The 21,714-nt window shown below is 58.2% G+C and carries 19 protein-coding genes; 7 read left to right on the plus strand and 12 right to left on the minus strand.

Going from position 1 to position 21,714, the window contains the following annotated elements:
• Nucleotides 1–473 precede the first annotated feature (473 nt).
• The 10 genes from AC097W_RS05070 to AC097W_RS05115 all read right to left on the minus strand — a co-directional run bounded on the left by AC097W_RS05070 (nucleotide 474) and on the right by AC097W_RS05115 (nucleotide 11,211).
• Nucleotides 474–1,055, minus strand: coding sequence for a DUF2894 domain-containing protein (locus AC097W_RS05070; protein ID WP_479601210.1), 582 nt, complete (start codon nucleotides 1,053–1,055; stop codon nucleotides 474–476).
• Complete coding sequence (locus AC097W_RS05075) at nucleotides 1,052–1,696, minus strand: OmpA family protein (RefSeq protein ID WP_479601211.1); 645 nt, start codon at nucleotides 1,694–1,696, stop codon at nucleotides 1,052–1,054. The genes AC097W_RS05070 and AC097W_RS05075 overlap by 4 nt, the downstream gene beginning before the upstream one ends.
• On the minus strand, nucleotides 1,696–3,843 hold the full coding sequence (locus tag AC097W_RS05080; protein ID WP_479601212.1) for a hypothetical protein: 2,148 nt from the start codon (nucleotides 3,841–3,843) through the stop codon (nucleotides 1,696–1,698). The genes AC097W_RS05075 and AC097W_RS05080 overlap by 1 nt, the downstream gene beginning before the upstream one ends.
• Nucleotides 3,844–3,848: 5 nt before the next feature.
• Nucleotides 3,849–4,646 carry a DUF3348 domain-containing protein gene (locus tag AC097W_RS05085; RefSeq protein WP_479601213.1) on the minus strand — a complete coding sequence of 266 codons (798 nt, stop codon included), beginning with the start codon at nucleotides 4,644–4,646 and terminating at the stop codon, nucleotides 3,849–3,851.
• A gap of 324 nt (nucleotides 4,647–4,970) precedes the next feature.
• Nucleotides 4,971–6,584 carry an ABC transporter substrate-binding protein gene (locus AC097W_RS05090; protein ID WP_479601214.1) on the minus strand — a complete coding sequence of 538 codons (1,614 nt, stop codon included), beginning with the start codon at nucleotides 6,582–6,584 and terminating at the stop codon, nucleotides 4,971–4,973.
• A gap of 126 nt (nucleotides 6,585–6,710) precedes the next feature.
• On the minus strand, nucleotides 6,711–7,742 hold the full coding sequence (locus AC097W_RS05095) for a peptide ABC transporter ATP-binding protein (RefSeq protein WP_479601215.1): 1,032 nt from the start codon (nucleotides 7,740–7,742) through the stop codon (nucleotides 6,711–6,713).
• Entirely contained in the window at nucleotides 7,739–8,737 is a 999-nt protein-coding gene (locus AC097W_RS05100; protein WP_479601216.1) for an ABC transporter ATP-binding protein, read from the minus strand. The genes AC097W_RS05095 and AC097W_RS05100 overlap by 4 nt, the downstream gene beginning before the upstream one ends.
• A 29-nt stretch (nucleotides 8,738–8,766) precedes the next feature.
• Entirely contained in the window at nucleotides 8,767–9,651 is an 885-nt protein-coding gene (locus AC097W_RS05105) for an ABC transporter permease subunit (protein ID WP_479601308.1), read from the minus strand.
• A gap of 14 nt (nucleotides 9,652–9,665) precedes the next feature.
• On the minus strand, nucleotides 9,666–10,676 hold the full coding sequence (locus AC097W_RS05110) for an ABC transporter permease subunit (protein ID WP_479601217.1): 1,011 nt from the start codon (nucleotides 10,674–10,676) through the stop codon (nucleotides 9,666–9,668).
• Between the two features lie 70 nt (nucleotides 10,677–10,746).
• Nucleotides 10,747–11,211: an SWIB/MDM2 domain-containing protein gene (locus AC097W_RS05115; protein ID WP_479601218.1), complete on the minus strand. Its 465-nt coding sequence runs from the start codon at nucleotides 11,209–11,211 to the stop codon at nucleotides 10,747–10,749.
• Between the two features lie 177 nt (nucleotides 11,212–11,388).
• Here AC097W_RS05115 and rraA point away from each other — a divergent pair, with 177 nt between their 5' ends.
• Nucleotides 11,389–11,910, plus strand: coding sequence for a ribonuclease E activity regulator RraA (gene rraA, locus AC097W_RS05120; protein WP_479601219.1), 522 nt, complete (start codon nucleotides 11,389–11,391; stop codon nucleotides 11,908–11,910).
• Here rraA and AC097W_RS05125 read toward each other — a convergent pair.
• A complete protein-coding gene (locus AC097W_RS05125) occupies nucleotides 11,894–12,787 on the minus strand; it encodes a DMT family transporter (RefSeq protein WP_479601220.1) in 894 nt (297 codons plus the stop codon). The two genes, rraA and AC097W_RS05125, sit on opposite strands and share 17 nt — an antisense overlap.
• A gap of 192 nt (nucleotides 12,788–12,979) precedes the next feature.
• Between AC097W_RS05125 and speB the strand changes: the two genes are divergently transcribed.
• Together speB and AC097W_RS05135 are read left to right on the plus strand one after the other, a co-directional pair.
• Complete coding sequence (gene speB / locus AC097W_RS05130) at nucleotides 12,980–13,900, plus strand: agmatinase (RefSeq protein WP_479601221.1); 921 nt, start codon at nucleotides 12,980–12,982, stop codon at nucleotides 13,898–13,900.
• An 11-nt stretch (nucleotides 13,901–13,911) separates the two neighbouring features.
• Nucleotides 13,912–15,213, plus strand: coding sequence for an NAD(P)/FAD-dependent oxidoreductase (locus AC097W_RS05135; RefSeq protein WP_479601222.1), 1,302 nt, complete (start codon nucleotides 13,912–13,914; stop codon nucleotides 15,211–15,213).
• Between the two features lie 9 nt (nucleotides 15,214–15,222).
• Here AC097W_RS05135 and pdxR read toward each other — a convergent pair whose 3' ends face one another.
• Nucleotides 15,223–16,695, minus strand: a complete 1,473-nt coding sequence (gene pdxR / locus AC097W_RS05140) for a MocR-like pyridoxine biosynthesis transcription factor PdxR (RefSeq protein WP_479601223.1) — start codon at nucleotides 16,693–16,695, stop codon at nucleotides 15,223–15,225.
• Nucleotides 16,696–16,830: 135 nt separating this feature from the next.
• On the opposite strand from pdxR, the gene AC097W_RS05145 reads away from it, so the two are divergent.
• The 4 genes from AC097W_RS05145 (at nucleotide 16,831) to AC097W_RS05160 (ending at nucleotide 21,692) form a co-directional block, all read left to right on the plus strand.
• On the plus strand, nucleotides 16,831–17,610 hold the full coding sequence (locus AC097W_RS05145) for a gamma-glutamyl-gamma-aminobutyrate hydrolase family protein (RefSeq protein ID WP_479601224.1): 780 nt from the start codon (nucleotides 16,831–16,833) through the stop codon (nucleotides 17,608–17,610).
• A 32-nt stretch (nucleotides 17,611–17,642) separates the two neighbouring features.
• On the plus strand, nucleotides 17,643–19,010 hold the full coding sequence (locus AC097W_RS05150; RefSeq protein WP_479601225.1) for a glutamine synthetase family protein: 1,368 nt from the start codon (nucleotides 17,643–17,645) through the stop codon (nucleotides 19,008–19,010).
• 33 nt (nucleotides 19,011–19,043) lie between these two features.
• On the plus strand, nucleotides 19,044–20,441 hold the full coding sequence (locus tag AC097W_RS05155; protein ID WP_479601226.1) for an aspartate aminotransferase family protein: 1,398 nt from the start codon (nucleotides 19,044–19,046) through the stop codon (nucleotides 20,439–20,441).
• 120 nt (nucleotides 20,442–20,561) lie between these two features.
• Nucleotides 20,562–21,692, plus strand: a complete 1,131-nt coding sequence (locus tag AC097W_RS05160; RefSeq protein ID WP_479601227.1) for a polyamine ABC transporter substrate-binding protein — start codon at nucleotides 20,562–20,564, stop codon at nucleotides 21,690–21,692.
• Nucleotides 21,693–21,714: the final 22 nt, after the last annotated feature.

A 21,714-nucleotide genomic window follows, 5' to 3' on the forward strand; every position in this document is an offset into this window, starting at 1 on the left:
GACTTGAGAAGGCCGCCATCCAAATCTAAAGCTAGGCCGGCCGGCTTTCGAACCTCGTCACTCGTACCCATCATCCGTCAGCTTGCCTACTCCCCTCTCACTCCCACAGGTTGATTGATCGGACGGCATCAACGTTGGAAACGCTTATGGAGGATGTCTGCTTTTCGATCTAACGGAGGCCGGCTTTGGGTCGGATCCTGAGATCTGACGGACCCACTTGAGTGACCGCTGTACCAGCGTCACCATCCATTGGCAGATCCAAGTCATGCGACTGCCGTGGGCCCCTTGCTGAATTTCCATTTCGGGTCTTGAGAACCCGCAATCTGCCATTTGCAAACCTTCGTGACCGGCTGAGGGCTTCGAACGTAGTCCTCAAGCGCATTGGATACGCATCCATCTGCCAGTGGCGGAATGTGAATGCAATATGCAGGCTTCAGGCTGATTTCACTACGGCACTTGTGCTGCCTAAAGCCTTAACGAGCGTGGCTGGTTTTGCGTTTTTTCCTGCCCTCGTCATCGGGGGCGCTTTTCGCTACAGGCATGCAATCCGCTTGGTCCAACCAGAGCAAGGCATCCACATAGGACATGAAGCGGTTCAGATAATCCGGCGAGATGTCGCGCATCACGGACAAAGAGCGCAGCACCAGTTGATGCGAATTAAGGGGGCCTGCATTCTCCGGGCCCTGGGCAATGGCTTGGGAAAGCTGTTTGTCAACGCTGAGCTTGGACCAGGTATCCCTGAAATAGCGGATGGATTTGAGTTCAGGACGGCCACCCATGCTGGCCGGCGCATTTATTGGTAAGTGTTGCGTGAGCGTGCGGGTCAGCTCCGCCAGGGCGGTCGGCTGAGGGGGACTTTCCAGACGCTGCAATTCGCTTGCGGCATCCGTGTGCTGCGCGACGCGCTCCTGATAGGCTGCCATTGCGCGGGCCAGCTTGTCTTCGAGAAGGTGTTTGACTGTGCCTTCGCTATCCCGGGCGCGCCGGGCCAAAGCCTCCAAAAAGCGCAGGCGCACCGGGTCAAAGGGCTCGACAGGATCCAGCGCGTGGTTCATTGCCCGGTGCTGGTATTGGCGTTGGTGGTCCGGGGAACGGGCGCCATTTCTACACGCCTGTTTTGCGATCGGCCCTTGTCGCTTGCATTCGATGCAACCGGCTGCCCTGCACCAAAGGCGGCGGCGAAAACCGTGGAGGAGGGCATGCCTTCTTCAATCAATGTCCGCGTCACGGTGAGTGCCCGCTGGGCCGACAGTTCCCAGTTGTCAGCAAAGCTGTCTTTGCCACCCACGATGTTGCGGTCATCGGTAAAGCCGCTCACCATCAACAGCTCTTCGCGCGCGCTCAAATACGCGCGCAGCGGTGACACCAGGCTTTTCAAAAGCTGCCGACCGTCGGGCTGCAACTCGGCCGAATTGGTGGCAAACAAGACGCTACCGCTGATGCCAATGCGCCCGTTGCGCACGGTGACCCGGCCCGATGCCAGCGGTATGGCGAGGGCTTTTTCCAGGTCCATGCGCCGCTTTTCTTCTACCTGGCGCTTGCTGATTTCGGTTTCGAGCTTGTTCGCAAGCTCCATTTGAACGCCCAGCACACACACCAAAATCAGCACGAACGCGCCCAGCAGACCCGCCATCAGGTCGCCAAATACGGCCCATACCGGCGCAGTGTGTTCAACAGTGCCTTCCATATCCTCCATCAGGCCACCTCTTCGGCCAGCGACGCCTGCTGGCTGCGCAGCGTGCGCAAGTCGTCAAAAACTTCCTTTTGCGACATGATGCTCAGGTCAATAATTTCGCGCGCCTGCGCCACGTAGTAGGCTAGCTGGTCGTCGCTGCGGGCCATGCTCTTGTCCATGGCGGTTTCAATGCGCTGCAGGTTGGCAATGAGCTTTTCATTGGACGTGTTGAACAGTTGCACCGCGAAGTTGAAGGATTCGCTCAAGGCACCTACCTCCACCGCACTGCTGGTGACGTGCGCTGCCGAGTCTGACAAGCGCGCCGCCTCTGTATCTACTTTTTCCGTAAATTGATTACCCACCCGGTTCATCAACGCCTCGGATGAGGTAACCAGCGCATCAATCGTGATGCGCTGTTCGGCAGACGCATGGTTGATGGCATCGAGCAAGGCGCTGAGCGTTTCCAGAATGCGGCTGCGTTCTTCGAGCATCGCGTTGTCGCGCGCCATGCTGCTCGAGAGTTCTTGGCGCAATTGGCCGATGACCTCTGCCGCCGCGCGCGGCGCCTCAGCAGCGGCGTCCAGCAGGCGTGTGATTTCATCCAGCGTATTGTTGGTATTGGTTTTTGCCTGCTCGGTGATCTGCTGTGCGGTGGCTTCCAGCGTGGTGCAGATTTGTTGCTGCTGGGCCAATGTTTGTGCACCCGCTTGCTGCCATTCGCGCTGCAAGGTTGCGGCAATGGATTCCAGTGATTGCGTCCATGTGGCCAGTTGGGCTTGATGGTCTGTGGTCTGCGTTGCCTGCAAGGCGGCGTAACTCGCACTGACTGCGCTTACCAGTGTGGTTGAGCGCTCCTGGAAAGTTGCGCCAAAGGCGTGCAGGGACTCACCCACACGGGTGACCAGCGTGTCGTGGCGGCTGTCTTGCGCCTGCGCTTGCGCGGTCATCTGGTGCGCGGTTTGCTCAAGCGCCGTGCAGATTTGCTGTTGTTGGTCCAGTGTTTGTGCACCGGCTTGCTGCCATTCGCGCTGCAAAGTGGCGGCGATGGATTCCAGTGACTGTTTCCAAGTTGCCATGTGCTGTTCATTGCCCGCAGCCTGCTGGGCCTGCGCAGCAGCGACGGATTCGCCAACCGAAGTCACCAGCGCATGGGAGCGTTGCGCAAAGGTCTCCGTAAACGCGTGCAAGGAGTCGCCCACCCGTGTGGACAGCGCGCCGAGTTGCGTCTGCGTGGTGCTGATCATGCGTTCGTGCAGCTGTGTGGCCTCGTGGGTCAAACCCGTCATCGTGGCCTCGACCAGGGGCTTGATCGTTTCAGCCGCCACGCGGGCGCTGGTCGTCAGGCTGGCTTTGAGCGACTGATCTACCGAGCGGGCCAGCTCGGTGTAAACGCCCTTGATGTGGCCATGAAAATGGTCCTGATTGGTCAGCAGCCGTTCGTTTAGTTGCTGGCTCTGGCGCTCCATTAACGCCATCATGGTTTGCAAGGTGTTGACCACGCCAGGCAGCGCCTGCGATTGCAGTTGCAGGGCTTTGAAGGTTTCCTGGCGCTGGTGGGTGAGCGAAAAACGCCGCAAAACCGTTGCAATTCTTCCGTCCAGTACTTGACCTGCGTGCAGGCGCTCGCGGCGCACCAGAGCCGAGATCAAGCCCAGCATGGCCGATGTGGCCACGCCCGCCAGGGATGTGCCAAACGCCAGACCCAAGCCCTTGATCGGCGCTGCAAGTGAGGCGCGCATGGCTTGCAGATCGGTCGTGCCCTCCAGCGCAAACACCGCGCCGTTGAGCGTAAGCACCATACCCAAGAACGTGCCCAGCATGCCCAGCATGACCAAAAGACCGACCAAGTAGGGCGTCAGTGTGGGGCCGGGCAGCCCCGCCCGCTCACCTTCCACCCGCAAACGCACGGCATTTTGCAGCGAAGGGTCCAGCTTTTCCAGCCAATCACCGAGATGGGGAAGCTCATCGGGAATGTGTGCCAGTGCATGGGCCAATGTGGCAGTTGCCCGGCGGAATTTGAGTAATTCCAGTGCGCCAATTCCATACACCGCCCCAATAACCAGGGTCATGAGCAGCGCCAGCGGGTTGGCAGCAAAAAAGCCAAAGGCGACCCACACGACGGCCATGGCACCCAGGGAGAATGCGGCTGGAAAAAAAATTCTATTCATGTCTATCAATTAACCTCGTTGCTAAACGCTTCAATGAGCCCCATGGCCGGTTGCAGGCGAACGTCCAATTCTGCGAGCAAAGCTTCCAGCAATTCATCCCGAAAATTGGCTAGCCACGCACCCGGGCGCATCCACATCGCCGGATCATCGGTCTGCCCGATGCGCACAAGCATCTGCTGGTGGAGTTTGAGCAATTGCTCAAAGCGTCTTTTGAGTAAAACTGGCACGGTGCCAAGCAGGCGGCGCTCCCGATCACTCAAAATTTTGTCCAGGGCTGCATCCAGAGTCGCCAGCTGTTTCAAGCGGGGGGAGTGGACTGCCAGCGCTGCTCGCACCGTGGCGCGCACAGGGCCAAGCTTTGACTCCATCTCCCTTTGCTGCGATACGTAAAAATGGTGCAACGGCGAGTAAATGACTGCTATTTCAGGCAGTGCATCCGGCGGGGGGATGGGGAATTTTATTCGAGCTGCGCCCAGTGTCGGCGAACAGCTGGCTTTCATTGACTCCATCAGGGCTGTGCGGACCCGGGAAAACTCATCCCGCGCCACAAGATAGGACGCTGATTGCGCCCCGGCTTGCGCCTCCGATGGCTTGACCGTGGCTTGCACCTTGCTGGCGTCCAAGGCCACGTAGAGCCTGTCGGCGTCCGTAAAGCTGATCCATTGGCCCAGCCGCTGCGCAAAAGCCTGTTTTGATTCGGCCCCATCCACAAGGGCCAGATCCGCCAGAAAACGGACAAGCCTTGAACTGTTGAAGTTGGTGCGCGGCAAGATTTGGGCTTCCCTTTGCTTCTTATCTTTCATTCCAATGGCATTGCGTAGCTACGTTATGAGCCGGTGGCTGGGTAGTGATGGAGGGGGTGCGCGCTCAGACAGCGCGATCGGATTCGCCATCACGGGTGCTGTGAGGCTCACGGGTGGAAATTCAGCCGCTGGGCCCCAATTGTCGCACTGTCAGGACGGGTGAAAAAATTCAGGCCAGATCGAACGCCTTGATGCGCAAACGCACGGCGGTTGCGGCGCCACGTTGGGGTCGGGTGTCGTTGCTGAAGCCAGGCGGTATTGACGGCACCTGTGCCGGGAATCCCCCCCCAGTGGCATTGGGAGGGGGCTAGTCTGCCAAGCTGCTTACTTCATATCCACACCGCGGAAGGTGTGGCGACCAAACGGGCTCAGTTTGAAGTCAATGACTTCCTTGCGCACGGGTGCGAGCTGCACTGCGTGGGCAATGGTGAACCAGGGGGCTTGTTCCTTGAAGATGACCTGGGCTTTTTCGTACAACTTGGTACGTTCTTTCACATCCGACACGACCTTGGCTTTTTGAATCAGGTCTTCAAATGGTTGGTAGCAGAACTTGGCTACATTGGAGCCGTTGGTTTTGGCCGAGCTGCAGCCCAGTAAGGTGTTCAGGAAGTTGTCCGGATCTCCGTTGTCACCGGTCCAGCCCAGCATGCCCATCTGGTGCTCGCCTGCCTGCATGCGCTTGCGGTACTCGCCCCATTCAAAGCTCTTGATTTCTGCCTTGACGCCTACCTTGGCCAGGTCAGCCTGCATCAACTCGGCAATGCGCTTGGCGTTGGGGTTGTAGGGGCGCTGCACGGGCATGGCCCAGAGGTCGGTGGTGAAGCCGTTGGGGTAGCCAGCGGCGGCCAGCAGTTTTTTGGCTTCGGTGGGGTTGAAAGCGTCGTCCTTGATGGCCTTGTTGTAAGACCAGAGGCCCGGTGGAATCGGGTTGGTTGCCGGTATACCAGTGCTCAGGTAGACCGCGGACACGATGGCCTTCTTGTCGATGGACATGTTGATGGCCTTGCGCACGCGCACGTCATCAAATGGCTTTTTGGTGGTGTTGTAGGCCAGATAGCCCACGTTCAGGCCGGGTTGCTCAAGTAACGAAATATTGGGATCCTTGCGGATGGCATCCAGGTCCGCCGGGTTGGGGTAGGGCATGACATGGCATTCGCCCTTTTGCAGCTTGGCCCAGCGTACCGAGGCATCGGGTGTGATAGCAAAAATGAGGTCATCAATCTTGGGCTTACCGGCATAGTGCTGGGGGAATGCCTTGAAACGAACGATGGCATCTTTCTGGTATTGCACCAGCATGAAGGGACCGGTACCGACAGGCTCCTGGTCAATCTTCTCCGGCGTGCCGGCCTTCAGCATGGCAATGGCGTATTCCTTGGACTGAATGCCTGCCCACTGCATGGCCATATTCGCCAGGAAAGGTGCCTCGGGCGCATTCAGGGTGAACTTGACGGTGTAGTCATCAACCTTGTCTACCGACTTGAGCAGCTTGGGCATGCCCATGTCGCCGAAGTAAGCGTGGTTGGAGCTGGTAACCTTGAAGTACGGATCGTTTTCTTTCCACTGGCGCTCGATCGTGAAGAGAATGTCGTCTGCATTGAAGTCGCGTGTGGGTTTGAAGTTTTTGTTGGACTGCCACTTCACCCCCTTGCGAAGTTTGAAGATGTACTCGGTTCCATCCTTGGAGACTGTCCAGCTCTCCGCCAGACCAGGAACCACTTTGGTGCCGCCGCGTTCGAAATCGACAATGTTGTCGTAGATTTGTTCGGTCACGTCAAAGGAAGTACCGGTGGTATTGACGCCAGGGTAGAAATTCTCAGGGCTGCCTTCGGAGCAGTAGACCAGTGTTTTTGCCGATGCCGGTGCTAGGGCCATGAGCGCAGGCAATGCCAACGCGCACAAGAGGGCGCTTTTGGTGGGGCGCAAGCGGAAATGAATCATCAAATAAACTCCTGTTGGAATAGTCCGATGGACTACGCAAAAATCGGGCCCAACTCGTTTGTTGGGCTAACAGAGTGCCATCGTACGCCGAGAATCAGGCCTTGCGTCTTGGGGTTGATACGGGGGTTAGTCTGCAAGAGGCGCATCGCCCGCGGCCGCCAGGCGCTCTGCTTCGAAGCATGCGACCTGTCGCCCACGCAATTCCCGCAACGCCGGGCGCTCGACGTGGCAGTGTTCCACTGCATGAGGGCAGCGGGTCGAGAAAACACATCCGGGTGGAGGGTTCAAGGGTGACGGCAATTCGCCCTTGAGCACCGTGCGATGCTGTGCGGGCCCACTGCCCGCCAAGCCGGGTGTAGAGGCCAGCAGTGCCTGTGTGTAGGGGTGCAAGGGGCGGTTGAAGATGGCATTCTTCTCGCCCTGTTCAACGGTGTGCCCCAGGTACATCACCAGCACATCATGGGCAATGTGGCGCACTACGCCCAAGTCGTGCGAGATGAACAGATACGCCAGACCCAGGTCGCGCTGAAGGTCCGCCAGCAGGTTCAAGACCTGGGCCTGAATCGATACGTCCAGTGCGGATACCGGCTCATCAGCCACCACCAGTGAAGGGTTCAGCATGAGCGCCCGCGCGATGGCAATGCGCTGGCGCTGCCCACCCGAGAACATGTGCGGGTAGCGATCGTAGTGCTCGGGGCGCAGGCCTACCAGCGCCAGCATGGAGCGTGCCTTTTCTGCCCGCTCGTCCGCGGTCAACTGGGTGTTGATCTCAAGAGGCGCTTCCAGAATCTGCCCGATGCGTTTGCGCGGATTCAGGGAGCCGTAGGGGTTTTGAAAGACCAGCTGTACCTTTTGACGCAGGGCGTGTCTGTCATGGCTGGACGCAGCGACTACGTCAACGCCACTGATCTGCAGGGTCCCTTCGGAGGGCTCCTCAATCAGTGAGACCATACGTGCCAGCGTGGACTTGCCGCAGCCCGACTCGCCCACAATGGCCAGTGTCTTGCCTGCTTGTACCGAGAACGAAACGCCGCCCACGGCCTGCAGTTGATCGGGTTTGCGCAGAAAGCCTTTGCTGATGGCGTAAACACGTTTGAGGTTTTCTGCCTGGACCACGGTTTTTCCGACGGCGGGTGCCAGCGTTGGTTGCGGGCTCATGCGGACACCTCTTGCGGGTTGGCGCGTTGCTGGGTATCGCCTATGGGAAAGTGGCATCGCACGACTCCGTCTTGCCAGGGGCGCAATGCGGGGCGGGTCAGGCACAGGTTGCCATCGGCATAACCGCAACGGGGAGCAAAGAGGCAACCCGTGGGTCGGTCAAACAGGCCGGGCACCATGCCGGGGATGGTGGCCAGGCGCGAATGTCCGTCATTGCGTTCGGGTAGTGCCGCCATCAGGGCTTCGGTGTAGGGGTGTTGGGGCGCGGTAAACAGGGTGTCGGAGCCCCGCTGCTCCATGATCTGGCCGGCATACATGACGGCCACGCGTTGCGCCATTTCACTGACTACGCCCATGTTGTGGGTGATCAGCACCAGCGCCATACCGCGGTCTTTTTGCAGGCTGCGCAGCAGGTCCAGAATTTGGGCCTGTATGGTCACGTCCAGCGCGGTGGTCGGCTCGTCGGCTATCAGCAGCTTGGGGTTGCAGGCAATGGCCATGGCAATCATGACGCGCTGGCTCATGCCGCCTGACAGCTGGTGGGGATAAACACCCAGGCGGCTTTCGGGCGCGGGTATGCCGACCTGCTCCAGCAATTCAATAGAGCGTTTGCGGGCGGCAGCCTTGTCCAGGCCCATGTGCAACTTCAGTGTTTCTGCCAGCTGAAAGCCTACCGTGAAGCAGGGGTTGAGGCTGGTGGTCGGGTCCTGAAAAATCATGGACAGGTCTTTGCCCGTGAGCCTGCGCCGCTCGCGGTCAGACAAAGCAAGCAAGTCGTGGCCATCAAAGCGCAACGTGTCGGCACGTACGCGTCCGGGGTAGGCCACCAGGCCCATGAGCGCCATCATGGTGACACTTTTGCCCGAGCCGGATTCGCCCACGATACCCAGCACATCGCCGGTATCGAGGGACAGGCTCACGCCGTCAACTGCGTGCATGACGCCGTTGTGCGATGGAAACTCCACCGACAGGTTTTCAATTTCAAGCAATGCCATGGTGCGGTGTGCTCAGGGGTTCCAGCGATTTAGCGCTTGAGCTTGGGGTCCAGCGCATCACGCAGACCATCACCAAGCAAGTTAAAAGCCAATACGGTAATCAGTATCGCGAGGCCGGGAAATGTGACCACCCACCAGGCGCGTAGCACGAACTCACGCGCGTCGGCCAGCATGGTGCCCCATTCGGGCGAGGGTGGTTGCGCTCCCAGACCCAAAAAGCCCAGCGCCGCTGCATCCAGAATCGCCGTCGAGATACCCAGTGAGGCCTGCACGATCAATGGTGCGGTGCAGTTGGGCAGCACTTCACTGAACATGACCCGCCAATGCCCGGCACCGCCCATGCGGGCAGCGGTGACGTAATCGCGCGAGGTCTCGGTGATGACAGCAGCCCGGGTGATGCGCACGTAATGCGGCAACACCACAATCGCCACCGCAAGCATGGCATTCATCAGGCCGGGCCCCAGGATGGCCACGATGACAATGGCCAATAGCAGGCTGGGCAGGGTGAGGATGATGTCCATCAACCGCATGACGGCGACTTCAAACACGCCGCGGAAATAACCTGCAAGCAGGCCCAGCACGGTGCCCAGAACAACCGAGACGGAAACCACCGCGATGCCAATCAGCAGCGACAGGCGGGCGCCAAAAATAAGACGCGACAAAATGTCACGGCCAATGGCGTCCGTGCCCAGCAGGTGCGCCGTGGAGCCACCCGTCTGCCAGGCCGGTGGAACCAGAAAAACGGTGGGGTCGGTCAGGTCGGGCGCATAAGGCGCGATGACATTGGCGAAGGCCGCCATCAGCAACACCAGCACCACAATCAGCAGTCCCGCGACGGCGCCCCGGTTTGCACTGAAGTAGCGCCAGAAGTCGCGCAGCGGGTGGAGGGGCGCCACCGGCGTAGCCGTTTCCATGGATCGTAGGGTTGTCATTTTTGGTGCCTGATCCGGGGGTTGATGATGCCGTAGGCGAGGTCCACCAACAGGTTGACCGCCATCACCACGGCACCCAGCAACAGCATGCCACCTTGCAGCACGGGATAGTCGCGCCGACTGATGGCCTCAATCAACCACTTGCCCACGCCCGGCCATGAAAAGATGGTCTCGGTCAAGATGGCGCCGGTGAACAGCACTCCCACTTGCAGTCCAATCACGGTGATGACCGGTATCAATGCATTGCGCAGCGCGTGCACTGCCACTACGTGCAGGTTGGAGAGCCCTTTGGCACGTGCGGTGCGAATGTAGTCCTCACCCAATACCTCCAGCATCGCAGAGCGCGTCATGCGTGCAATCACGGCCAGTGGATTGGTGCCCAGCACAATGGTAGGAAGAATCAGGTGCGAAACCGCGGACCCGAACGCCCCTGTCTCGCCCGACAGTAGCGTGTCAATCAGCAGGAAACCGGTCACCGGTTCAATGAAGTACTGCACGGCAATGCGACCAGAGACGGGGGTCAGGTCGAGCTGCACCGAGAACAAGAGAATCAGCAACAGCCCCCACCAGAAGATGGGCATGGAGTAGCCGGTGAGCGATACGCCCATCACGCCATGGTCGAGTAGGGAGTTGCGTTTGACAGCCGCGATGATGCCGGCCGGAATGCCAAGGATCAACGCGAAAAGAATGGCGCACAGGGCCAACTCGATAGTGGCCGGAAACAGGGCAGCAAACTCGCTCAATACGGGCGTTTGGGTGATGATGGATTTGCCCAGGTCACCCTGCAAAACGCGCCCGATATAGATGCCGTATTGCACCATGACGGGGCGGTCCAGTCCGTATTCCTTGAGCAGCGCGGCGTGGCGCACGTCATCAATGCCGCGCTCACCGGCCAGTGTTTCGATGGGGTCGCCCGGCACCATGCGAATCAGAAAAAACGCCAGCAAGGTCATCCCGAAAAAAGTCGGAATGATCAGGCTCACGCGCGTGAAGAAGAAGCGCAACATGGTTTAAGTGGGTATTGAATGAAAAAAGCCGGTCAAAAACCGGCTTTTTTATTGACAGCATGGCTATCGATTACTTGAGGTGCTTGCCGATCAGGCCAGCCATCTCAAACATCGACACTTGCATCTTGCCGAAAACTTCCTTGAGCTTTGCATCGGCGTTGATCATGCGCTTGTTGACAGCGTCTTGCAACTTGTGCTTCTTGATGTACACCCACAACTGCTTCACCACTTCGGTGCGTGGCAGCGGGCTGTTACCAACGATGGAAGCCAGAGCGGCGCTCGGTGTCAGGGCCTTCATGAAGGCTGCATTGACGGTGCGCTTTTTGGCCGGAGCCTTTTTGGCAGCTACTTTTTTCGCAGGAGCGGCTTTCTTGGCTGGCGCAGCTTTTTTAGCTGGAGCTGCCTTTTTGGCCGGTGCCTTGGCGGCTACCTTCTTCGCGGGCGCTGCTGTCTTTGCAGGTGCAGCCTTTTTGGCCGGCGCTGCTGCTTTTGCAGGTGCAGCTTTTTTTGCCGGTGCTTTCTTTGCAGTTGCCATGATTGATTGTCCTTCTAGAAGTTGATTAATCTCCAGCGAAAAACTGCTTCTTCGCTGGTAACCCGGATGCTACTGGAGAAAAAGCACGTTTCCAAGGGCGGAAATGCTTTTTTCACTTGGGAATGTTGTTTTTTTCATTGGAGAATAGGTGTATTCAACGAAAAGGAGTACCAACCCATGGCAACCGGCTTTGCAACATGCGACCTTTGCGACGTTTACAAGAATGATTCCAGCGGTGATTTCCGCGTGCTGGCTCCCGTGTTCAGGGACTTTGGACAGATCAGGAAGTTCGCGGGACCCGTGGTCACGGTGAAGTGCTTTGAGGACAACACTTTGGTGAAAGCTGCAGTGGATTCCCCTGGCTTCATGGATACGCCCGAGGGCCGCGTCGGCAAGGTGTTGGTCGTGGATGGTGGCGGTTCGCTGAGGCGGGCATTGCTGGGGGGCAATCTGGGCGCGGCGGCTGCCCGCAATGGCTGGGCTGGTGTGGTTATCGACGGCTGCGTGCGGGATACCGCGGAACTGGCGACCCAGGCCGTGGGTATACGCGCATTGGCGGCCATGCCGTTGCCAACCGAAAAGCGCAATCAGGGGCAGGCGGATGTCGCCGTGCAAGTGCAGGGCATCTGGATTCGTCCGGGAGACTGGCTCTATGCCGATGAAGACGGCATCGTGGTGGGCACTAAGCCGCTGGTGTAGTGGTCTTACCGCTTGGGAGGGTGGCCAGGAGAACCCCGAGTAGCGCAATGGCAAAGGCCAGCAACTGCAGGCCACCCAGTGTTTCACCCAGGACGAGGACACCCACCAGTGCGGCAGAGATGGGCAGCATGACCGTGAACACCCCGGCGCGGGCAGCGGGCACGGCTTTCAACCCGGTCATCCAGAGCCACACCGTCCATACGCTGGCGGCCAGCGCGTAAAAGACCAGCAGCACCCATGAGCCCGTGGCGACGGTGCTGAAATCGAAATGCAGCGCCACGTAAAGCCCCATCGGCGTCATCAACAGGAAACCCCACAGGTTGATCAGGGCCGTGATACGTTTGGGCGACAACGCACCGGTCAACGTCTTGCCGATCACCGCATAGGCTGCTTCGCACAGCACCGCGGCGAAGACCAGAAGATTGCCGATGAGTGCCTTGTTGTGCATGAAATCGGTCTCTAGCCCCCGTGTAGATTGCGCAGATAGCTCACTTTTTGATAGCGCAAGCAAACCAATGCCCAGCGCGCCGCAACCCACGGCCGCCCAGACGCGTAATCCGATGCGCTCTTTCAGGAAGGCCCAACTCATCAGCGCGACAACCGCAGGGATCGACGCCATGATGACGCCGGCAGACACCGCGCTGGTCATGCTCACCCCGAAGAGCATGCAGATCGAGAACATGAAATTGCCCAGAAAGGATTCCAGAAACACCAGCCGCTTTGTCGCGCCTGTCATGGGCACTTCAGTCGCTGGCCGTTTCAACCAGTGCGCCATGGCCACACCGCCAATGCCAAACCGCAACCACGCCAGCAAAAAAACGGGCAGGGCAGCCACGAGCGGTTTGGAGAGCGCTACGTAGCTGCCGACCAGTGACATGCTCAGAGCAAGAAAACAATAAGCGACCCATCTTTGGGGCGCCGGGTGTGAATGGGCTGCAGTTGTCATGGGTGGCAATCATGCCTCAGCGAGGGGCGGTATTCAGTGGTTTGACTCCTTGCGCCTGAATTGGTACCAGCCGGGCAGCCAGGTATGCGGTACCTTTGGCACTTCCCAAACAAGGATCTGAAAATGGCGATTGGACAATTTGCGTACGCGAACAACAGCAACCGGTTTCTGGCCGCTCCCGCTCTGGACGGTCAGGCGTTTGCCGTGGTGGGCGTGCCCTTTGATGGTGCGGTGACCAACCGCCCCGGTGCGCGTTTCGGCCCACAAGAGATTCGCCGGGCTTCGCTCATGCTGTGTGATGGATTGCATCCCGTGTTCGGTGTGACGCCGCTGGGTGTGATGGGTGACGCGGGTGACATGCTTTTGCCCAACGCGTCCGGCTTGCCCGCTGTGCGCACCGCCATCGAGCAGCAGGCGACGCAGTTGATGGCGGCCCACCACTGCGTCTTCATTGGGGGCGACCATTCGGTGACTCTGCCGCTGTTGCGTGCGGCCAAAGCGCAGCATGGTGAACTGGCCTTGATTCACTTTGATGCCCATTGCGATACCTGGGAAGATCATTTTGGCGAACCCTCCGGCCATGGCACATGGACCTACGAGGCCATTCAGGAGGGACTGGTCAGCCCGGCGCACACGGTACAAATCGGCTTGCGCTCCAGTGGCGAGCGTGCGGCGCGTGAGTTTGTGCAGGATCAGGGTGGCCTGATTTACACCGCGCGTGCGCTGCGGGGCAAGGATGGGGATGGTCTGCAATCGGCCATTGCGGAAATCAAAGCCCGTATCGGCAGCAAGCCGTGTTACCTGACGCTGGACATTGATTGCCTGGACCCCGCCTTTGCACCCGGCACCGGCACGCCGGAGCCGGGGGGCATGAGTAGCTCGCAGGTTTTGACGTTTCTGGAAGAGCTGTCGGGTTTGAACTTCATCGGCATGGACTGTGTCGAGGTGGCGCCTGCCTACGACCATGCAGAACTCACCAGCAACGCCGCTTCGGCCTTTATCTGGACCTACCTGTGCGGACAGGTGGCCAAGGCGACTGCCTGAAAGAAACCGATATGTTGCTTGATTCCGATACCCAGCTCAATCAGAAGAGTTATTACGAAGCCAGCGTGCAGCGCGAGCCCGCCCTGCCTGCCTTGCGCGGTGATGTGCAGGCCGATGTGCTGGTGGTGGGCGGCGGGTTTGCGGGCCTGTCGTCGGCCATCGAACTGGCGCAGCGAGGCTACAAGGTTGTGGTGCTGGAAGCCGACCGCGTGTGCAGCGGTGCTTCGGGCCGCAACGGCGGGCAGACCATCGTGGGTTTTGCCGGCGGACAGGAGCCCTTTGAGCAGCAATTGGGGGCCGCGAATGCACGGCTGGCCTGGGACATGTCGCTGGAAGCGGTCAAGCTGATTGACGAACGCATTGCCCAATTTCAGATCGATTGCGACCGTGTCAAAGGATATCTCTACGTGGCGGATTCCCCTCGAAAGGCGCGCGCGCTGGAAGCGGAAATGCAGGCGATGGAGCGCAGCTATGGTTTCAAGACAGACTTTGCACGGGGTGCTGATGTGCAGAAGCATATTCAAAGCCCCTTGTACTGCGCGTCTGCTTACGAAGGAACCTCGGGCCATCTGCATCCCCTGAAGTACGGTCTGGGTTTGGCGCGCGCAGCGCGCGCAGTGGGCGTGGAGATTTTTGAACATTCACCCGTGGTGGATTTGCAGCGCGGTGCGCGTGTCACCGCGCGCACTACAGAAGGGAGCGTAAGCGCCCAGTTTGGTGTGCTCGCCGGCAACTACACGCTCGCTGAATACGGTCCGAGGGTGGCACCGGATATTGCACCGCGCATCATGCCCGTGGGCACCTACATGATCAGTACCACGCAACTCGACCCGCAGCTGTGCAAGCGCCTGATCCCCAGCAATGCATCGGCTTGTGACAACAATTTCATACTGGATTATTTTCGCTTCAGCGCAGACCACCGCATGCTGTTCGGTGGTCGTGTGAGTTATTCCACCCGCACTCCGGCTGATTTGCAAGGGGTCATGGCGCGACGCTTGGGCGAAGTGTTTCCCGATTTGCGTAACGTACCCATCGAATTTCTATGGGGTGGATTTGTCGACATCAGCATGAACCGGGCGCCTGACTTTGGCCGTCTGGGTGAGAACCTGTATTACCTGCAAGGGTTTAGTGGTCATGGTGTCGCGCTGACCGGGTTGGCGGGTCGTCTGGTTGCGCAAGCGGTTGCGGGTCAGGCAGAGCGTTTCGATGTGTTCGCCGGGCTGCAGCACCACAAGTTTCCTGGCGGCCCGCTTCTGCGCATGCCCAGCCTGGTGCTTGGCACGCTGTACCACCGGCTGATGGACAAGTTCTGAAGGACTAAATCAGGGGACCAAACGCCTGACTGTCGAGATAGCCTGCGCCAGAATCGGTCCGTAGCGCTGAATTTCGGTCAGCGGCGCATAGCCATAACCAATGACCAGACCCTTGGCGTCCGTGCGTTCGAGGCAATAGGCGGAGAGGGCGCGTACGGTGAGGCCCATGTCTGCCATTCGCTGCGCCAGCGCCTTGTCGTCCACGGCATGGGGCAAGCGCACACACAGGTGCAGGCCCTGCTCAGCCCCTGTGATTTGTGCGTGCTCCCCCAAGCAGGGTTGCAGCGCCTCCAGCAGGCATTGCCTGCGCTGCGCATAACTGGTGCGCGCACGGCGTAACGCACTGGCGAAGTGCCCCAGCTCAATGAACTCCGCCAGGGCAGCCTGCAGCGGCATCTGGCCCGGGCGGTTGAGGTCATAGTGGGCTTGCTTGAAAGCCGCTTCCAGTCTCTTGGGGACCACCAGGTAGCCCAGCTTCAGGCCGGGGTACAGCACCTTGGAGAAGGATCCCAGGTACAGGACGCGCTCATCCTTGTCCAGTCCAGCCAGAGAGGAGAGCGGCGGTCCGCTGAACCGGAATTCGCTGTCGTAGTCATCCTCCAGAATCCAGGCGTTGTGGGTGCGCGCAATCGACAGAATTTGTTGTCGGCGGGCGAGGGACATGACCGCCCCTGTGGGGTACTGGTGCGACGGTGTGGTGTAGATCAGGCGGGGTGGCTTTTTTTCATCAGTCGGACCTGGTGCAATTCCGTGTTGGTCCACTTTGACCGGGTGTGCCTGCAGGCCTGTTGCCATAAAGGCTTTGACGGCGCCCCAATAGGCGGGGTCTTCCAGCCACACGGTATCGCCGTGGTCAGCCAGCATATGCGCGCACAGCTCCAGTGATTGCTGCGTGCCGCTGGTGATGATGACCTGGTCCACACCAAGGGGCACGCTGCGGAACACGCGCAGGTAGTCCGCCACAGCACGACGCAAAGGCGCGTAACCACCGGAGTAGCTGTAGTCCAGCATCTCGGGGTACGTCATGCGCCAGTGCTTGTTCTGCAGACGCTGCCAAAGGGCAACAGGGAACGCGCTGAAATCTGCGATGCCGGGCGTGAAGGGCTGGATTTCCAGCTGCGTGGCACAGAAAGTGGAAGATAGCGCAGTGCCACGACGCGACAGGTCTGCAACGTGGTGGGGTGCGCTGGAAGGCCGTGTTCTGGGCTGGGCTTTGGGAATGTTGTCGTTGACGAAAGTGCCGCTGCCCACACGGCTCACCAGATACCCTTCCACGCTGAGCTGGTTCAGTGCCGCAACCACGGTGTTTCGGGACAACTTCAGGTCATCGGTGAGCTCGCGGCTGGACGGTAGTCGATCCCCAGCGCCGAGTTTGCCGTCCAGCATGGCGCGGCGCAGGGCCTCGTACAGCTGGCGGTGCAAAGGCATGTTGTCCTTTTGACTGAGTCGGGCCATTTCTGTGAGCAATAGTTCAGACAACATGAGGAGTTTTTCAAGAATCGAGAGTGGTCGGACAGAGTGTGGTGTTGTCAGAAGTGGCACCTTGCAGTTGCCGCAACTGGCCCCCATCAAAATCCAATTCTGCCTCACAATGAGACAAAGAATAGGGAGACATCCATGAAAAAGCCGACATGTTTGGTGTGGTTGCCTGCGGATCATCGACTTCTGGGCAACGGTGATCGCACAATGCCTTTTTTCGTCCTTGGCGAAAAATATGCACGTGCCGTCAAGGAAAACGCCTTGGCGGAACCGGTGGTCTTTCCGATGGCCGATGTAGCGCAGATTCCGGCACTTCTGGATCTGGTGGATGGGGTCATGTTGACCGGATCTCCCTCCAATGTTCACCCGTCCCATTTTGGTGAATCCGTAGCCAATCCAGTGTTGCCGCTGGATGAGCGTCGCGATGCACTGACCCTTGCTCTTGTCAAGGTCTGTATTGCGACGGCGGTGCCTTTGCTGGGTATTTGCCGTGGGTTCCAGGAAATCAATGTGGCTCTGGGCGGGACATTGCACCAGCAGGTTCAGACGGTGTCTGAAATGATGGATCACCGCGAGCCCGCTGGCGAACCTTACGCTTTGCAATATGCACCGAGCCACGAAGTGCGTCTGGTGCCTGGCTCGTCTATCGCGCAGTGGGCCGGCGGCGATGTTGCGCAAGTGAATTCATTGCATGGTCAGGGTATCGGTCGTCTGGCACAAGGCTTGCGTGCTTTAGCGCATGCACCCGATGGCCTGGTGGAAGCCTTTGAAGTCCGGGACGCGAAAGCCTTCGCATATGCAGTGCAATGGCACCCCGAATGGCGCACCGCTGAGAACCCTTTCTACACCGCTATTTTCAAGGCATTCGGTGAGGCCTGCCGCGAACGACAAGCCGCCAGATTTTCGCAACCCGTTTGACACGTGCTGCTCAACGCAGCGAGGAACGAAGTATGAATGACAAGAAAACAATGACCTTCAATGATTTGGAGCAATGGCTCAACGAGCGACGGGTAACCGAAGTCGAGTGCCTGGTGCCTGACTTGACTGGTGTGGCGCGCGGCAAAATTTTGCCCCGGGCCAAGTTCACCGAAGACCGTGGCATGCGCTTGCCACAGGCCATCGTCGCCATGGGTGTGACGGGAGAGTTTCCCGAGAGCGGGCCCTACTACGATGTGATTGATCCTATTGACCGGGACATGCAACTGCGGCCCGACCCCTCGTCGGTGCGCATCGTGCCATGGGCTACCGACCCTACCGCGCAAGTGGTGCACGATTGCTTTAACCATGAAGGTGTGCTGGTGCCTTTTGCACCCCGCAGCGTGCTGCGCCGCGTGTGCGATTTGTTTGCCGCCGAGGGTTTGCAGCCTATCGTTGCCCCTGAACTGGAGTTCTATCTGACGGCACGAAACACCGATCCGGACATCCCACTGAAAGCCCCTATTGGTCGGAGCGGGCGTGCGGAAACCTCGCGTCAGGCCTACAGCATCGATGCGGTGAATGAATTTGATCCCTTGTTTGAAGAAATCTACGACTACGCCGACAAGATGGAGCTGAATGTGGACACGCTCATTCACGAGGTAGGTGCCGGGCAGATGGAAATCAACTTCTTCCACAACCAGCCGCTTGGGCTGGCGGATGAAGTGTTCTTTTTCAAGCGCACGGTGCGTGAGGCAGCGTTGCGGCACGACATGTATGCCACCTTTATGGCAAAGCCGATCGCCGGTGAACCGGGTAGTGCCATGCATGTGCACCAGAGCATTCTGGATGTGGTGACGGGTAAAAATATTTTTAGCAATCCGGATGGATCGGTGTCCGAGGCCTTTTTGCATTACATCGGTGGCTTGCAGCGATACATTCCGGCCGCCATGGCTTTGGTCGCGCCCTACGTCAACAGCTACCGCCGCTTGTCCCGCAACATGGCCGCACCGATCAACATCGAGTGGGGTTACGACAACCGCACGTGCGGCATTCGCTCACCCATTTCGTCGCCCGCAGCGAGGCGCGTTGAAAACCGGGTGATCGGAGCGGATGCGAATCCCTACATCGCGATGGCCATGACGCTGGCTTGCGGCTATCTTGGGTTGAAAAACAAGATCAAACCCAAGCCAGAAATGAAAGGGGATGCCTATCTGTCGCCTTACGCATTGCCACGCAGCTTGGGCGAGTCGCTGGACTGGCTACGTCGCGAATCCGATCTGCACGAGGTACTGGGTAAGGAATTCATCACGGTGTATTCGGAAATCAAGGAACTGGAGTCGGACGAGTTCATGAAAGTGATTTCCCCTTGGGAGCGTGAGCACCTGTTGCTTCACGTTTAAACCAAATCCATCAATCTGAACGGGAATATTTGTATGAGTACAGCAGTCGATACCGCACACATTCAGTCTTTGGACAGCGCACACTTTTTGCATCCTTTTACTGATTTCAAAGATCTGAATACCCGCGGCGCCAGAGTCATCACCAAGGCCGAAGATATTTACGTTTGGGACTCCGAAGGGAAACGGTTACTGGATGCCATGAGTGGCCTGTGGTGTGTCAACGTAGGTTATGGGCGCAAAGAGCTGGCGGATGCGGCGCAGAAGCAGATGATGGAGCTGCCTTACTACAACAGCTTCTTTCAAACTACCAACGTGCCTGCGGCCCGGTTGGCCGCCAAGCTCGCCTCCCTGGCGCCCGCCGTAGGTGACCGCACTTTCAAACATGTCTTCTATTCATCGAGTGGAAGCGAGAGCAATGACTCCAACGTCCGGATGGTGCGCCGGTACTGGGATCTGTTGGGACAACCCCAACGCAAAGTGATTATCGGCCGATTGAACGGTTATCACGGAAGCACCATGGCGGGCGCATCGCTGGGCGGCATGAGCGGGATGCACGCGCAGGGGGATTTGCCGCTGCCCAACATCACCCATATTGACCAGCCGTATTTCTTTGAAAATGGCTTGCCAGGTGAAACCGTCGAGGCCTTTGGCGTACGTGCCGCAGGATGGCTGGAAACCAAAATTCTGGAGCTTGGCGCAGACAAAGTAGCGGCCTTTATTGCTGAGCCGGTGCAAGGCGCGGGGGGTGTGATTATTCCGCCGGCAACCTACTGGCCTGAAATCCAGCGCATTGTGGACAAGTACGGAATCCTGTTGATCAGCGATGAGGTTATTTGCGCTTTTGGTCGATTGGGGCACTGGTTTGGGTACGAGAAATTTGGCTACAAGCCCGATTTGGTGACTTTTGCCAAGGCGGTTACCAGTGGCTACATACCGCTGGGTGGCGTGATGGTGGGAAATCGGGTAGCAGATGTGCTGATCGAGAAGGGGGGGGAGTTCAACCACGGCTATACCTACAGCGGGCATCCCGTGGCGTGTGCAGTGGCTTTGGCCAACATTGCGATCATGGAGCGTGAAATGTTGCCTCAGCGCGTTCACGACGATATCGGGCCCTACCTGGCCACGCGTTTTTCTGAGTTGAAGGCACACCCGTTGGTGGGTGATGCTGAAACCTGTGGCTTCGTCGGTGGTTTGGTCCTGGTCAAGAACAAGCAAACCGGTGAACGTTTCAATGGTGATTTGGGTGTTGGCATGGTGTGCCGGGGACACTGTTTTGGAAACGGTTTAGTAATGCGAGCGGTGGGCGACCGGATGATCATCGCACCGCCCCTGATCATGACCCATGCGCAAATTGACGAAATGATGGCGTTGATCGTGAAATGCCTCGATTTAACGTATGCCGATGCCCTGAAGAGCGGATGGTTGGCATAGGGATTGCATGTATGGATGCCTGCGTTATCCGGGAATAGGATCTCAATCGGGTGCATTGCGCCAATGAAGACGGCACATATTTTTCGTTTGTAGCGTTTGTTTAAATACCAGGAGAGTAAATTGATCAAATCATTTGGGGGAAATTGGGTAAGCAAGCTTTTTAGCGGGCTTGCCGTTGCCAGTCTGGTGACACTGGCCGCTTCGTCTGCGCAAGCGCAGGAGGAGAAGGTTCTCAATGTTTACAACTGGTCTGACTACATAGCGGTCGACACCATTCAGAATTTTGAAAAAGAAACCGGCATCAAGGTTCGCTACGATACCTATGACAATAATGAGATCCTGCACGCCAAGTTGGTGGCAGGAAAGACGGGATACGACGTCGTGGTTCCTTCATCGACATTTGCGCGTTTGCAGATCGATGGTGGTTTGCTCACCAAGCTGGACAAGGCGCAGCTACCCAACCTGAAAAATCTGGACCCGGACATTCAGGCGCAGATTGCCAACATTGATCCCGGCAATGAGCACCTGGTGAACTGGCTCTGGGGTTACACCACCATCGGCATCAACACGGCAAAAGTGAAAGCTGCATTGGGCAGTGAACCAATGCCTGACAACGTGTGGGAATTATTCTTCAACCCCAAATACATCAGCAAACTCAAAACATGTGGCGTGTCAGTGCTGGACAGCGCAACTGAAGTGTTGCCGGCGGCTTTGCACTACCTTGGAAAAAACCCCTTCAGCAAGAGCGCAGCGGATTACCAGGCGGCGGGGGCACTGCTGAAATCCGTGCGCCCCTACGTAACCTTGTTTAGTTCGTCCGGCTACATCAATGACATGGCTGGAGGATCCATCTGTATGGCCTTGGGCTGGAATGGTGATATCAACATTGCACGCAAACGCGCAATTGAGGGCAAGACTGGTCAGGATATTGTTGCATTTGTTCCGAAGAACGGTGGCATTCTGTTTTTTGACATGATGGCGATTCCGGTCGACGCGGCACACCCCAAAAATGCACACGCATTCATCAATTACATCATGCGGCCTGAGGTACATGCGGCCCTGACTAACAAGGTGTTTTATGCCAATCCGAACAAAGAATCACGGAAGTTCATCATCGCTGACGTTGCCAACAATCCTTCCGTCTTTCCTACCAGTGCTGAAATGGCGAAGATGGTAGCGCCCCAGGCGTTGAGCAATGATGTGCGTCGTCTTGCTACGCGCACCTACACTGGCTTCAAGACCGGCCTGTAAGTGAACAGCTGTCAGTATTTCT

It is taken from the genome of Rhodoferax sp. GT1R46 (assembly GCF_056521285.1).

Excerpts from the sequence above, each read along its gene's own strand:
- AC097W_RS05095 (WP_479601215.1), bottom strand. The coding sequence starts at position 7,742 with ATGAGCCCGCAACCAACGCTGGCACCCGCCGTCGGAAAAACCGTGGTC.
- speB (WP_479601221.1), top strand. The coding sequence starts at position 12,980 with ATGGCGATTGGACAATTTGCGTACGCGAACAACAGCAACCGGTTTCTG.
- AC097W_RS05080 (WP_479601212.1), bottom strand. The coding sequence starts at position 3,843 with ATGAATAGAATTTTTTTTCCAGCCGCATTCTCCCTGGGTGCCATGGCC.
- rraA (WP_479601219.1), top strand. The coding sequence starts at position 11,389 with ATGGCAACCGGCTTTGCAACATGCGACCTTTGCGACGTTTACAAGAAT.
- AC097W_RS05090 (WP_479601214.1), bottom strand. The coding sequence starts at position 6,584 with ATGATTCATTTCCGCTTGCGCCCCACCAAAAGCGCCCTCTTGTGCGCG.
- AC097W_RS05075 (WP_479601211.1), bottom strand. The coding sequence starts at position 1,696 with ATGGAGGATATGGAAGGCACTGTTGAACACACTGCGCCGGTATGGGCC.
- AC097W_RS05110 (WP_479601217.1), bottom strand. The coding sequence starts at position 10,676 with ATGTTGCGCTTCTTCTTCACGCGCGTGAGCCTGATCATTCCGACTTTT.
- AC097W_RS05100 (WP_479601216.1), bottom strand. The coding sequence starts at position 8,737 with ATGGCATTGCTTGAAATTGAAAACCTGTCGGTGGAGTTTCCATCGCAC.
- AC097W_RS05070 (WP_479601210.1), bottom strand. The coding sequence starts at position 1,055 with ATGAACCACGCGCTGGATCCTGTCGAGCCCTTTGACCCGGTGCGCCTG.
- AC097W_RS05105 (WP_479601308.1), bottom strand. The coding sequence starts at position 9,651 with ATGGAAACGGCTACGCCGGTGGCGCCCCTCCACCCGCTGCGCGACTTC.
- AC097W_RS05115 (WP_479601218.1), bottom strand. The coding sequence starts at position 11,211 with ATGGCAACTGCAAAGAAAGCACCGGCAAAAAAAGCTGCACCTGCAAAA.
- AC097W_RS05125 (WP_479601220.1), bottom strand. The coding sequence starts at position 12,787 with ATGTCACTGGTCGGCAGCTACGTAGCGCTCTCCAAACCGCTCGTGGCT.
- AC097W_RS05085 (WP_479601213.1), bottom strand. The coding sequence starts at position 4,646 with ATGAAAGATAAGAAGCAAAGGGAAGCCCAAATCTTGCCGCGCACCAAC.
- pdxR (WP_479601223.1), bottom strand. The coding sequence starts at position 16,695 with ATGTTGTCTGAACTATTGCTCACAGAAATGGCCCGACTCAGTCAAAAG.
- AC097W_RS05150 (WP_479601225.1), top strand. The coding sequence starts at position 17,643 with ATGAATGACAAGAAAACAATGACCTTCAATGATTTGGAGCAATGGCTC.
- AC097W_RS05135 (WP_479601222.1), top strand. The coding sequence starts at position 13,912 with ATGTTGCTTGATTCCGATACCCAGCTCAATCAGAAGAGTTATTACGAA.
- AC097W_RS05155 (WP_479601226.1), top strand. The coding sequence starts at position 19,044 with ATGAGTACAGCAGTCGATACCGCACACATTCAGTCTTTGGACAGCGCA.
- AC097W_RS05145 (WP_479601224.1), top strand. The coding sequence starts at position 16,831 with ATGAAAAAGCCGACATGTTTGGTGTGGTTGCCTGCGGATCATCGACTT.